The following is a 12,779-nucleotide window of genomic DNA, read 5'->3' as shown; positions in this document are numbered from 1 at the left end:
TGTGCCCTGAGTGAAGACAGGCGACATCCGTACGTCAAGGCAGTTCCTTAGAACTGTATGAAATTTGATCTATCGCGATTGGCGCTAAGCCCGCCGTGGCTTACAGGGTTTCGCGAACAAGTTATCCACATGGACACCCACAGCAAATGGGGACAACCCTGCTAGCGTCAGGATTTTTTTAAGCGTCGATGTGAATAAAATCCGTGACTTATGCGTCGGCAACGGTTTTCTGGCGGTTTGACTGTTTTTTGATCAAGCCGCTGAGAAGCCTGAATATAAAGGGTTACAGAGCAGAGCGAACACCTTATCCACAGAAGCGCCAACAGTGTTTGGGGGTAAATTTGACGGTTCTGTGGAAAACCCGTCGGACGCGCTATAAATCGGCGTTTTCCGGTGTCTTTTATGAAGACAACGGGAGTTTGGCTATTATTTGATCAATTCCCTGTAAGCGCCGAAGCGCTTGGCTTGTAGCGGAGAGCGAACATCTTATCCACAGAAGCGCCAACAGAGATTGGGGGCAAGTTTCTCTCGGGCCGGGGTTTATTCACAGAGAAAAGCCAATAAAAACCGAAGGTTAGGTTGGCTATTTTTTAATCGATGGGCTGGAGAGCCTGAGTGGCATGGGGTGTAGCGAGGGGCGAACAGGTTATCCACAGAGGCGCGCACAGGGATTGTGGGTAACCAAATCTATATGTGAGCTTGGCACCAGCTCCAGGTGCTCCATCAATCCCCTGTGGGAGCGAGCTTGCTCGCGATAGGGCCAGAGCAGTCACTCTGCAGTGACTGATAAATTGCTATCGCGAGCAAGCTCGCTCCCACAGGGATCCAAGTTGAGTCTGGGTTTAGCGAACCACCCCTTCTTCCACCAGCAATTTCAGAATCGCCTCGGCCCCGGCTTCCGGACTCACGCCCTTGAGCACCTGCCCGCCTCCGCCGCTGGCCTTGGCCGTGGCGGCTTTCATGCGGTCGGCGCCGCTCTTGGCCTTGATCACTTTCAGGCGCTTGGGCCTTGGCTTGGCCGGCTGCAGGGTCGCCACCGCCAGCAAGGCATCGTCGATGATTTCGACTTCTTCAGCATGCAGCGCTCCCCGCCGGGCCGGCCCGTAGGCGCTTTGCCGAGGTTTGGGCGCGGCGTTATCCACAGTGGCGAGAAACGGCAGGCGCACTTTGAGACGGCGTCGTTGGCCGCGGGGCAAGGCTTGCAGCACCAGGGCCGTGCCGTTCTCGATGGATTCGACCTGGGCCAGCCCCACCACCAATGGCCACCCCAGGCTCTCGGCCAACAGGAACGGCAACATGCCCGAACCTTCGCCGGTTTCCGCCTGGCTACCGGTCAACACCACTTGGGCGCCAGCGTCACGCAGATAGTCGGTCAGGGCAGGCAACGCATCGGCCCCATTCGGGTTCTCCAACACATGCAGTTCATCCAGCCCCATGCCCAGGTAGGCGCGCAGGGCCGGCTCGGCCACATCGCCGGCATGCAGCACTTGCAGGTCATTGCCAGCCAGTTGCAGGCCCAGTTCCACGGCGCGGGCATCTTGCTCGGCGCGCCGGGGTCGACCAGAGGTCGGGTGGGCGCCGATGGAGACGAGGCTGATCACTTGGGTAGTCATGAACGTTTCCTTAGCTTAAGCCGCATCGCGCCTGGCTTCGTTGCGGTAAGCCTCTACCGCCGCGATCAGGGCCTGGAGAATCGCCGCGCTGTCGCCGATCACCGACAGGTCCGCGCGCTTGATCATGTCGCAGCCCGGATCGAGGTTGATCGCCACCACCTTGTCGCAGGCACCGATGCCTTGCAGGTGTTGGATCGCCCCGGAAATCCCCACGGCCACATAGACCCGTGCGGTGACCCAGGTGCCGGACGCACCGACCTGACGATCGCGGGCCATGAAGCCGTCGTCCACCGCCACCCGCGAGGCGCCTTCGGTGGCGCCCAGAGCCGCGGCGGTCTGGTGGAACAACGCCCAGTCCTTGACCCCGTTGCCGCCGGAGAAAATGAACTCGGCCTCGGCCATCGGAATCGCGCCCGGGTCCACCGCCACCGCGCCGAGGTCCTCGATGCGCGACAAGCTGCGGGCCACGCTTGTGGATAACTCCACCGGCAAGGCTTCGTGACGGGTTTCGCTGACCGGCTCGGCGCATTCGGCGGCGGCCAAGATCAAGCGCGCCAACGGCCGGGCCAAATCCTGCAAGCCCGCACCGGCGCGGCCGATGCACTCCTCGCCCTTGACCTGCCAGACCCGTGTGGCCGGGCGCTCGCCCAAGGCCGCGGCGAAGCGTCGCCCCAATTCACCGCCGCCACTGCGGCTGTCAGGCAGCAGCCAGTGAAGTGGGTTGAATTGGTTATCCACAGCTCGCAAGCCTTGCACCCGTTGCTCCGGTGCATAACCGCTGAATTCTTCGCCATCGAGCACCAGCAGGCGGTCCACGCCTGCGGTGGCGAAAGCGCTTTCCTTGTGCTCGCCGAAGACCACGGCCAATACCGCGCCTTCGCTGCCGGCCAGTTGATGGGCCAGGCCCAGCAGATCGCGGTCGTGGCTGCTGAGACGGCCACCGACCATATCCGGCACAACGCTGATGTAGAACGCCGGTTGCACGACTTGATGCAGTGGCAGTTGCACCTCAGTCGCCGCGGTACGCTTGGTTGCGCCGCCCTGCTGGGCGCCGCTGCGGTCGATGCGCTTGATGCCGTTGGGGCCGATGAAACCGACACCATGGACATTCTTGCGAATGACGCCGTTGGGCCCCATCCAGCTGTGCTGTACCGGTTGCATGGCCGCGTGCAGCGGGTGCAGGCGGTTGCGGGCGATCCACTCGGCGCGAGGGTCGCGGCGGATGATGTCGCTCATTAATGCACCTCCGCGGGTTCACGTTTGGCCGGGGCCACAGGCTTGTTCGGGGCCGCGTCTTCAAGCAGCGCGTCGGCCACCAGTTCGGCAATGTCCTTGATCATCGGCCGTGGTTCGACCACGCCTTCGAGCATCGCGGTGCATTGTGGACAACCCACCGCCACCAGCTCGGCGCCGGTTTCGCGGATGTCGTCCATGCGCATGTCCGGGATGCGCTGCTTGCCTGGGATGTCGGTGATCGGCGCGCCGCCGCCACCGCCGCAGCAACGCGAACGGAAACCGGAACGCTGCATTTCCTTGACCTCGATGCCCAACGCACGCAGCACGTGGCGCGGCGCCTCATATTCGCCGTTATAGCGGCCCAGGTAGCATGGGTCGTGATAGGTCACGCTGTTGCCCTTGTGCTGCCCGAGGTTCAGGGCGCCGGCGTCGATGATTTCCGCCAGGTAGGTGCTGTGGTGCTGCACCAGGTAGTTGCCATCGAAGGCGCCGTATTCGTTTTTCAGTACGTGGAAGCTGTGGGGGTCGCAGGTGACGATGCGGTTGAAGCTGTATTTGGCCAGGGTCTGGATGTTGCGCTTGGCCAACAGCTGGAACGTCGCTTCGTCACCCAGGCGCCGGGCCACGTCGCCGCTGTCGCGCTCTTCGAGGCCGAGCACGGCGAAGTCGATTTTCGCCGCCTTCAGGACTTTGACGAACGCCCGCAGGGTGCGCTGGTTACGCATGTCGAAGGCGCCGTCGCCGACCCAGAACAGCACGTCGGTGGATTTTTTCTCGCTGAGCAGGTTCAGGTTCAAGTCCGCCGCCCAGTTCATCCGCCCGCCCGGGGCGAAGCCGCCAGGGTTGTCGGTGGCGATGAGGTTTTCCAGCACCTCGGCGCCCTTGTTCGGCGTCGCGCCTTTTTCCAGGGTCAGGTGGCGGCGCATGTCGACGATGGCATCGACGTGCTCGATCATCATCGGGCATTCCTCGACGCACGCTCGGCAGGTGGTGCAGGACCACAGGGTCTCGGCGTCCACCAGGCCGTTGACGATCGGCTGATGCGGATTGCCGCTGTGCTCGCCCACAGGTTTGCCTGGATACGGACTGCCAGCGAATTTCGCATCGGTGCCGCCGGCCAGGCCGACGACCATGTCTTGGATGAGTTTTTTCGGATTCAACGGTTGCCCGGCGGCGAACGCCGGGCAGGCTGCTTCGCACTTGCCGCACTGCACGCAAGCGTCGAAACCGAGCAATTGGTTCCAGGTGAAATCCTTGGGTTTTTCCACACCCAGCGGCGCGGTGGGGTCGTTCAGGTCCAGCGGCTTCAAGCCAGTGGAACGGCCACCACCAAAGCGCTCGGCGCGGCGGTGCCAGGCCAGGTGCAGGGCACCGGCGAAGGCGTGCTTCATCGGCCCTCCCCAGGTCATGCCGAAAAACAATTCCGACACGCCCCAAAGCACACCGACACCCAGGATCGCCGCCACCAGCCAGCCACCGAAGTTCTCCGGCAGGATGCCCGCCACCGGCAGGGTCACCAGGAAGAACGACGCCGAGAAGGCCAACAGGCTTTTCGGCAGGCGCATCCACGGGCCTTTCGACAAACGCGCTGGCGGGTTGCGCCGACGCAAGTACATGAAGATCGCGCCGACGAACATCACCGCCGACATCAGCAGCAAGGCGTAGCCGAGGATGCGATTGTGCAGGCCAAAACCGTGGACGAGTATCGCCAACACAATCGATGCCACCGCACCGCCCGCCGTGGCAACGTGGGTGTTGGCGATGTATTTGTCCCGCGCCACCACATGGTGCAGATCCACCATGTAGCGCTTGGGCATGGCAAAGAGGCCGCCGATCAGGTCGACCTTGGCCGGCCGTCCCCGGCGCCACATGTTCACCCGCCGCAAGGCGCCGAGGACCGCGAGGCCCAGGGCTGCGAACAGCAGGATTGGAAGAAGGGTGTTCAACATAGGTGTTGCTCCCAAAGACCTCAGGGTCTTGCAGGTCGAGATGCCTTACTCGGTGCCTGTGGGAGCGAGCTTGCTCGCGATTGCATTCTGTCAGTCCCATTTGAATTGACTGACCCACCGCTATCGCGAGCAAGCTCGCTCCCACAGGATCATGTGCAAGCCGTTAGAAATCCTTGCACAACCGCAGGGCGTCGTAGATGGCCGCGTGGGTATTTCGCTGGGCCACGCAGTCGCCGATGCGGAACAGCAGGTAGCCATCGCCGCTCTGCTCCAGGCACGGCTGGGGCTTGATCGCGAACAAGGCTTCGACGTCGATCTGGCCCTTGTTGCGCGAACCTTCCTTCAGCGCGTAGTAGATTTCTTCGTCCGGCCGCACGCCGTTCTCCACCACCACCTGGTCGACCACGCGTTCTTCCTTGGCACCGGTGTATTCGTTCTCCAGCACCGCCACCAGCTTGTCGCCTTCGCGGTAGACCTTCTCCAGCATCATGTCCCCGGTCATGATCACTTCCTTGGGGTACATGCTGCGGTAGTAGGTCGGGAACGAGGTCCCGCCAATGGCCACGCCCGGCTTGATGTCGTCGGTAACGATCTCGACCTGGCTGCCCTTGTCGGCGAGGAAGTCGGCCACCGACATGCCGGTGAACTCGCAAATGGTGTCATAGACCAGCACGTTCTTGCCCGGCGCAACCTTGCCGTCGAGCACGTCCCAACTGCTGACCACCAGCCCTTCGGCGGCGCCCCAGTGCTCATTCTGCTCCAGGTTCGGGTGCCCGCCGACGGCCAGTACCACCACGTCCGGACGCAGGTCCATGATGGTAGGCGCATCCGCCGCCACGCCCAGGCGCAGGTCGACTTTCAAGCGTGCCAGCTCCAGTTGGAACCAGCGGGTGATACCGGCGATCTGGTCCCGTTGCGGGGCTTTCGAGGCGGTGGTGATCTGCCCGCCGATGAATTCCTTCTTCTCGAACAGGGTCACGTCGTGGCCACGCTCGGCGGCCACGCGCGCTGCTTCCATCCCGGCGGGGCCGGCACCGACCACCACGACTTTGCGCTTGGGCCCGGTGGACTTCTCGATGATGTGCGGCACGCCCATGTATTCACGGGAGGTCGCGGCGTTCTGGATGCACAGCACGTCCAGGCCCTGGTACTGGCGGTCGATGCAGTAGTTGGCGCCGACGCACTGCTTGATCTGGTCGATCTGGCCCATCTTGATCTTGGCGATCAAGTGCGGGTCGGCGATGTGGGCACGGGTCATGCCGACCATGTCGACGTAGCCACCCTCCAGGATCCGCGTGGCCTGGTTCGGGTCCTTGATGTTCTGCGCATGCAGCACCGGGACCTTGACCACTTCCTTGATACCGGCGGCCAGGTGGAGGAACGGCTCCGGTGGATAACTCATGTTCGGGATGACGTTGGCCAGGGTGTTGTGGGTGTCGCAACCCGAGCCCACGACACCGATGAAGTCGAGCATGCCGGTGTCGTCGTAGTACTTGGCGATCTGCTTCATGTCCTCGTGGGACAAGCCGTCCGGGTGGAACTCGTCACCGCACAGGCGCATGCCCACACAGAAATCGTCGCCCACTTCGGCGCGCACGGCCTTCAACACTTCCAGGCCGAACTTCATGCGGCCTTCAAAGCTGCCGCCCCACTCGTCGGTACGCTTGTTGACCCGCGGGCTCCAGAACTGGTCGATCATGTGCTGGTGCACGGCGGACAACTCGACACCGTCCAGGCCACCGGCCTTGGCCCGGCGCGCGGCCTGGGCGTAGTTGCCGATCACCCGCCAGATTTCTTCCGGCTCGATGGTCTTGCAGGTGGCGCGGTGCACTGGCTCACGCACGCCGGACGGCGACATCAGGGTCGGCCAGTTGAAGCCGTCCCAGCGCGAGCGACGGCCCATGTGGGTAATCTGGATCATGATCTTGGCGCCATGCTTGTGCATGGCGTCGGCCAGGTTCTGGAAGTGCGGGATGATACGGTCGGTGGACAGGTTCACCGAGCTCCACCATTCCTGCGGGCTGTCGATGGCAACCACCGACGAGCCGCCGCAGATCGCCAGGCCGATGCCGCCCTTGGCCTTCTCTTCGTAATACTTCACGTACCGGTCGGTGGTCATGCCGCCGTCGGTGGCGTAGACCTCGGCGTGCGCGGTGCTGAGCACGCGGTTGCGGATGGTCAGTTTGCCGATCTGGATCGGCTGGAACATTGCTTCAAAAGCCATGGCGCGATCCTCGACTTACAACGGCTTGACGATGAACAGGCCGTCGTCGTGGCCTTCTTCGGAACCGCCGTAGACCTGCTCGGCCACCGTGCGGATCGAACTGCCACGCGCGGCCAGGATCTGGTCCATGGCGCCGGCGAACCAGCCAGTGAACATGTAGTCGACCTTGCGCCCGACCTTGCCATACACGTAGACGAACGCCGAGTGTTCGAGCTTGACGCTGGCGGTGCCTTTGTCCAGGTCGATGTCCTGGATCTTGAACAGGCCCCAGCCACGTTGCGACAGGCGCTTCATGTAGTGCTCGAACACCGCGACGCCTTCCAGGCCATGGCATTCGGCTTCTTTTTCACACCAGTGCCAGGCGGATTTGTAGCCGGCCTTGTAGAGGATCTCGGCGTAGGCGTCGGCGCCCAGCACTTCCTCGATGCCCATGTGGTTGTTGACGAAAAAGTGCCGCGGCACGTACAGCATCGGCAGGGCGTCGGAGGTCCAGACACCGGTTTCGCTGTCGACTTCGATAGGCAGTTGCGGGGCGATCTTGGCCATGAAAACTTGACTCCGGAAATTCGTGATGTGCCTGCGGCGCGAGTGGCCGCAGGTGAAGGATTCAGTGACGCAGCGGGTTTATTCGCCCCAGACGTCTTTAAGAACGTTGACCCAGTTTTCACCCATGATCTTGCGCACCACCCGCTCAGGGTGACCGCGCTTGAGCAGCGTCTCGGTGAGGTTCGGGAACTCGCCCACGGTGCGGATGCCCAGGGGGTTGATGATCTTGCCGAAGCTGGTCAGGCGACGGGCGTAGCCCTTGTCGTGGGTCAGCATCTCGAAGAAGTCCTGGCCATGGCCCTGGGTGAAGTCGGTGCCGATGCCGATGGCGTCTTCGCCGACGATGTTCATGGTGTATTCGATGGCTTCGGCGTAGTCGTCGATGGTCGAATCGATGCCCTTGGCCAGGAACGGCGCGAACATGGTCACGCCGACGAAACCACCGTGATCGGCGATGAACTTCAGCTCTTCATCGGATTTGTTGCGCGGGTGTTCTTTCAGGCCAGACGGAAGGCAGTGGGAGTAGCAGACCGGTTTCTTCGATTCGAGAATGACTTCTTCGGAGGTCTTGGAACCGACGTGGGACAGGTCGCACATGATGCCGACGCGGTTCATCTCGGCGACAATTTCGCGGCCGAAGCCCGACAGGCCGCCGTCGCGCTCGTAGCAACCGGTGCCCACCAGGTTCTGGGTGTTGTAGCACATCTGCACCACACCGACGCCGAGCTGCTTGAATATCTCGACGTAGCCGAGCTGGTCTTCGAAGGCGTGGGCGTTCTGGAAGCCGAAGATAATGCCGGTCTTGCCCTGTTCCTTGGCGCGACGGATGTCGGCGGTGGTTTTCACCGGGATCACCAGGTCGCTGTTCTCGCGGATCAGTTTCTGGCTGGCAACGATGTTGTTGATGGTGGCCTGGAAACCTTCCCACACCGACACTGTGCAGTTGGCTGCGGTCAGGCCGCCCTTGCGCATGTCTTCGAACAGGTCGCGGTTCCACTTGGCAATGATCAGCCCGTCGATAACGATGCTGTCGGCGTGCAATTCGGCTGGGCTCATCAGGCAGTCCCCTTGTTGGCGATTCATGCGCCGAATCGTGTGCCGGCGCTTTGGGGCCAGCATATGCCGGAGGGCGGTGGCGACCGGGTGCAAAAACGACAGGGGAATTGCCGAAAGCGTCAATCCGCGACAATGGGCTGCGACAGGCCCCCTCCGACCATCTGTTATTTACCCGGCGCTTGCGCCAGAATCCGCGGCACCACTGGCTTTCACTGGATTTGAGCGACAACCCGATGAAATCGATTCTTCTCGCCCTGGCATTGATCAGCACCGTCGCCCACCCGACCGAAGACACCGAGCCCAACCCCTGCGACGAAGTTGAAAACGACGTCCAGACCCTGGCCTGCTCGGTCTACGGAAAAAAAGCTGCCGAACAACTGCTCAACGAAAACCTGCAAAGCCTCAACGAGCGCCTGCAAACCCGCTACGCCAGCGACAAGGCCCAGCTCAACGACATCACCGCCAAGATCAAGGCGGCCCAGCAACTGTGGCAGAAACAGCGCGACGCCGACTGCGCCATCGCCGCCTTCCCGGCAAAACCCGGCAGCGACGCCTACAAGATCGCCGAAAACGACTGCATGGCCCAGGTGAGCGATGATCGGTCGGAGTTTTTGGAGTCGATTGGGCAGGAGTGAGGGCAATATTCAGACATCTTTCACGCGTTGGCTCTGGACGGGATATAAGTCAGGATTCGCAAATCTTATAAAAGACTTATATCCTTCCATGAACACTATTCACTGGACCAGAAAAGCCGTTAAGCAGCTTTTGAAATTGCACTCCGTCCATCAGGTTCAGGTTCGGGACGCCGTTACGACGCTCGCCCAGATGCCTGACGTGGTGAATGTCAAAGCACTTGTTGGCCATGGCTATGCGTACCGCCTGCGGGTAGGTAGCTATCGAGTCATGTTCGATTGGGACGGGGCGATCAAGGTCGTCAGCATTCAAGAGGTCAAGAAACGCGATGAACGAACCTACTGATATTCAGATCATCAACGACGCAGACGGAAATCCGGCATTCGTGGTCATTCCGTATGCGCAGTACGTTGCGCAAAAGCTGGAGCCCGACCTGATCCCGCATGAGGTTGTCAGCCGTATCGTCGACGGCGCCACGCCAATACGCGCCTGGCGTGAACATTTGAACCTGACTCAGGATGAGGTCGCCAGGCGCCTCGGTATTTCTCAACCCGCGTTTGCTCAGCAAGAATCTGTCGCCAAGCCTCGCCGGGCCACCCGCGAGAAAATTGCTGCGGCCTTTGGCATCCATGCTGATCAGTTGGAGCTATAAGAGCTGCCCGCCTCCATCCAGCAAAGGAATTCACATGAAAACGTGCGGCATCGAAATCAAAGGCAGCGAAGCGATCATCGCCGTTGCCTCGCTGGACCAGCAGGCGTTGAGCCACGTCGCATTGAACATCAAGAAGATCGCTCTGGACGATGACGATCAAGCCTCGAACGTCAAGGCCTTCGCCGCCCAGGTACGGGCGTTCGTGACGGACAATGGCATCGAGCGCATCGCCATCAAGAAGCGCAGCAAGAAAGGCGAGTTCGCCGGTGGGCCGACCACGTTCAAGATCGAAGGGGTGTTCCAGTTGCTGGAAGGTTGCGAGGTGACGCTGCTGTCGCCACAGACCATCAACGCCCAGAGCAAGAAACATGATTTCGCCCTGCCGGCGACGCTGAACAAATATCAGCACGAGGCCTATAAAGCAGCCTGCTCGGCGCTGATGAAGAAATAGATCTCCTAAGACAAACACCGTACCTGTGGCGAGGGAGCTTGCTCCCGCTCGGCTGCGCAGCAGTCGTAAAACCGGCCTGCAGGGTTCACCTGCTGCACTGCGGTATCCGGTTTCAGGGCGGCTGCGCCCCAAGCGGGAGCAAGCTCCCTCGCCACGGGAAATTTTCCAGGCTCACTATTGCTTGCGATACCCCTTCGACCAATCAGTAAAGCCTTGTCCTCCAGCGCCAAACACGCCGATCGGATATAAGCCCGTCAAACCACCTCCCGCTCGTCCCCCTGCCGTCGTCGATCCTCCCTCGGACACCGGGCAAACCGAGCCCGGTAGCTGCGGGTGAAGTACGACGGTGACTCAAAGCCGCAGGCAATGCTCACTTCCAGCACACTCATGTCGGTCTGGCGCAGCAGTTGCCGGGCCTTTTCCAGGCGCAATCGCAGGTAGAAGCCGCTGGGGGTGTCGTTCAGGTGCAGGCGGAACAGGCGTTCGAGTTGCCGGCGGGTGACATTGATCGATTCGGCCAGCGCCAAGGTCGTCAGGGGTGGCTCGCTGTGGGCTTCCATCTCGCCAATCACATGCACCAGTTTCTTGTTGCGAATGCCGTAGCGGTTGGCGATTTCCATGCGCTGGTGATCTTTGCGCGGACGAATGCGACCGAGCACGAATTGTTCGCTGACCTGGATCGCCAATTCCGAACCGTGGGCCTGGCCGATGAGGTCGAGCATCAGGTCGATGGATGCGGTGCCGCCGGCGCAGGTAATGCGGCGGCGGTCGATCTCGAAGAGTTCCTGGGTCACGCTGAGCTGTGGATAGGATTCCTTGAACGCTTCAATCGCTTCCCAGTGCAGGGTGACGCGATGCCCGTCCAGTAATTCCGCATCCGCGAGGACGACGCTGCCGGTATCGATCCCGCCCAGGATAACGCCGTCATTGTCCAGTCGGTGCAGCCAGCGCTCCAACACCGGAGTGACGAATTTCAACGGCTCGAACCCAGCCACCACCCATAACGTCGCGCCTTTTTTCAGCGGTTCCAGCGCGGCATCGGCGTTGACCGACATGCCGTTGCTCGCCAACACCGCCCCGCCATCGGCGCTCAACACATGCCAGCGATACAGCTCGCCACGGAAGCGATTGGCGACCCGTAGCGGCTCGATGGCCGAAATGAAACCGATGGCCGAGAAACCCGGCATCAACAAGAAATAGAAATCCTGGGACATGGAACGCACTCGGTTGGCGGGCAGCGTGCGGACTTTGATACGCCAGTTGGAAGGGGTGTTCAAGTGCAAGAGTCGCTGTAGTGCAAGACCACGTCGCCGCTGTGCGTTTTGAACAAGCCACGGCTGCGTACTTTGGCATCACCGGCACGCAGATGCCGGAACCCATAACAACAAGCTGCCGAGGAACCCGACATGAAAAGACTGATCAGCTCCTGCGTTCTTGCACTCACCGGTACCGCGTTCCTCAGCTCGGCCACCCTGGCAGCCGAACCCGCCGCCTGCCAGGACGTGCGCCTGGGCGTGGTCAACTGGACCGACGTCATCGCCACCAGCGCCTTGACCCAGGTGATGCTCGACGGCCTCGGCTACAAGACCAAACAGACCAGCGCCTCCCAACAGATCATCTTCGCCGGCATCCGCGACCAGCGCCTGGACTTGTTCCTGGGCTATTGGAACCCGTTGATGACCCAGACCATCACGCCGTTCGTCCAGGCCAAGCAGGTCAAAGTGCTGGAGCAACCCAGCCTCCAGGACGCCCGCGCCACCCTCGCCGTGCCGACTTACCTGGCCGACAAGGGCCTGAAGACCTTCGCCGATATCGCCAAGTTCGAGAAGGAGCTGGGCGGCAAGATCTACGGCATCGAGCCTGGCTCAGGCGCCAATACGCAGATCAAGGCAATGATCGCCAAGAACCAGTTCGGCCTGGGCAAATTCCAGTTGGTGGAGTCCAGCGAGGCCGGCATGCTCGCCGCCGTGGACCGCGCCGTGCGGCGCAAGGAAGCCGTGGTGTTCTTCGGCTGGGCGCCACACCCGATGAACGTCAACGTGCAGATGACTTACCTCACCGGCAGCGAAGACGCCCTCGGTCCGAACGAAGGCATGGCCACCGTCTGGACCGTCACCGCACCGAACTACGCCGAGCAATGCCCGAACGTCAGCCGCCTGCTGAGCAACCTGACCTTCACCGCCGAGGACGAGAGCCGGATGATGCAGCCGCTGCTCGATCACAAGGATCCGCTCGAATCGGCCCGGCAATGGCTCAAGGATCATCCGCAAGACAAACAGCGCTGGCTCGAAGGCGTGACCACCTTCGACGGCAAGCCCGCCGCCGACAACCTGAAACTCACCAGTAACTGATCAATCGCTCTCCATCTGCGCAACCCAAGGGCTGCGCAGTGACCCACCTCGCCTGAAGGAATCCGCAC

General features: G+C 61.6%; 12 protein-coding genes. 5 read left to right on the top strand and 7 right to left on the bottom strand.

Annotation, left to right across the window (positions count from 1 at the left end):
- Window positions 1-842: 842 nt before the first annotated feature.
- From etfB to FHK92_RS12065, 6 genes are all read right to left on the bottom strand, one after another.
- Window positions 843-1,613, bottom strand: a complete 771-nt coding sequence (gene etfB, locus FHK92_RS12090; RefSeq protein WP_181288268.1) for an electron transfer flavoprotein subunit beta — start codon at window positions 1,611-1,613, stop codon at window positions 843-845.
- 15 nt (window positions 1,614-1,628) lie between these two features.
- Window positions 1,629-2,849: an electron transfer flavoprotein subunit alpha gene (gene etfA / locus FHK92_RS12085; RefSeq protein WP_181288267.1), complete on the bottom strand. Its 1,221-nt coding sequence runs from the start codon at window positions 2,847-2,849 to the stop codon at window positions 1,629-1,631.
- Window positions 2,849-4,798 carry a dimethylglycine demethylation protein DgcB gene (gene dgcB / locus FHK92_RS12080; protein WP_181288266.1) on the bottom strand — a complete coding sequence of 650 codons (1,950 nt, stop codon included), beginning with the start codon at window positions 4,796-4,798 and terminating at the stop codon, window positions 2,849-2,851. The genes etfA and dgcB overlap by 1 nt, the downstream gene beginning before the upstream one ends.
- 163 nt (window positions 4,799-4,961) lie before the next feature.
- On the bottom strand, window positions 4,962-7,022 hold the full coding sequence (gene dgcA, locus FHK92_RS12075; protein WP_030139309.1) for a dimethylglycine demethylation protein DgcA: 2,061 nt from the start codon (window positions 7,020-7,022) through the stop codon (window positions 4,962-4,964).
- A gap of 15 nt (window positions 7,023-7,037) precedes the next feature.
- Entirely contained in the window at window positions 7,038-7,568 is a 531-nt protein-coding gene (locus FHK92_RS12070; RefSeq protein ID WP_030139308.1) for a DUF5943 domain-containing protein, read from the bottom strand.
- Window positions 7,569-7,646: 78 nt separating this feature from the next.
- Window positions 7,647-8,624 carry a dipeptidase gene (locus FHK92_RS12065; protein WP_030139307.1) on the bottom strand — a complete coding sequence of 326 codons (978 nt, stop codon included), beginning with the start codon at window positions 8,622-8,624 and terminating at the stop codon, window positions 7,647-7,649.
- Between the two features lie 233 nt (window positions 8,625-8,857).
- Between FHK92_RS12065 and FHK92_RS12060 the strand changes: the two genes are divergently transcribed.
- The 4 genes from FHK92_RS12060 (at window position 8,858) to FHK92_RS12045 (ending at window position 10,360) form a co-directional block, all read left to right on the top strand.
- Window positions 8,858-9,259: a lysozyme inhibitor LprI family protein gene (locus tag FHK92_RS12060; protein ID WP_181288265.1), complete on the top strand. Its 402-nt coding sequence runs from the start codon at window positions 8,858-8,860 to the stop codon at window positions 9,257-9,259.
- 88 nt (window positions 9,260-9,347) lie between these two features.
- Entirely contained in the window at window positions 9,348-9,602 is a 255-nt protein-coding gene (locus FHK92_RS12055; protein WP_030139305.1) for a type II toxin-antitoxin system RelE family toxin, read from the top strand.
- Window positions 9,586-9,909 (top strand): helix-turn-helix domain-containing protein, encoded by a 324-nt coding sequence (locus tag FHK92_RS12050; protein WP_030139304.1) that lies wholly within the window; start codon window positions 9,586-9,588, stop codon window positions 9,907-9,909. Before FHK92_RS12055 ends, FHK92_RS12050 begins: the two co-directional genes overlap by 17 nt.
- Before the next feature lie 34 nt (window positions 9,910-9,943).
- A complete protein-coding gene (locus tag FHK92_RS12045) occupies window positions 9,944-10,360 on the top strand; it encodes a DUF3010 family protein (RefSeq protein ID WP_030139303.1) in 417 nt (138 codons plus the stop codon).
- A 254-nt stretch (window positions 10,361-10,614) separates the two neighbouring features.
- Here the strand turns inward: FHK92_RS12045 and FHK92_RS12040 are convergent, their stop codons facing one another.
- Window positions 10,615-11,574, bottom strand: coding sequence for a GlxA family transcriptional regulator (locus FHK92_RS12040; RefSeq protein WP_030139302.1), 960 nt, complete (start codon window positions 11,572-11,574; stop codon window positions 10,615-10,617).
- 192 nt (window positions 11,575-11,766) lie between these two features.
- Here FHK92_RS12040 and FHK92_RS12035 point away from each other — a divergent pair, with 192 nt between their 5' ends.
- Window positions 11,767-12,711, top strand: a complete 945-nt coding sequence (locus FHK92_RS12035) for a choline ABC transporter substrate-binding protein (protein ID WP_181288264.1) — start codon at window positions 11,767-11,769, stop codon at window positions 12,709-12,711.
- Window positions 12,712-12,779: the final 68 nt, after the last annotated feature.

Origin of the sequence: Pseudomonas brassicacearum subsp. neoaurantiaca (assembly GCF_013608025.1) — a bacterium.
Classification (GTDB): Bacteria; Pseudomonadota; Gammaproteobacteria; order Pseudomonadales; family Pseudomonadaceae; genus Aquipseudomonas.
This window is presented reverse-complemented; position numbering and strand designations above follow the sequence as displayed.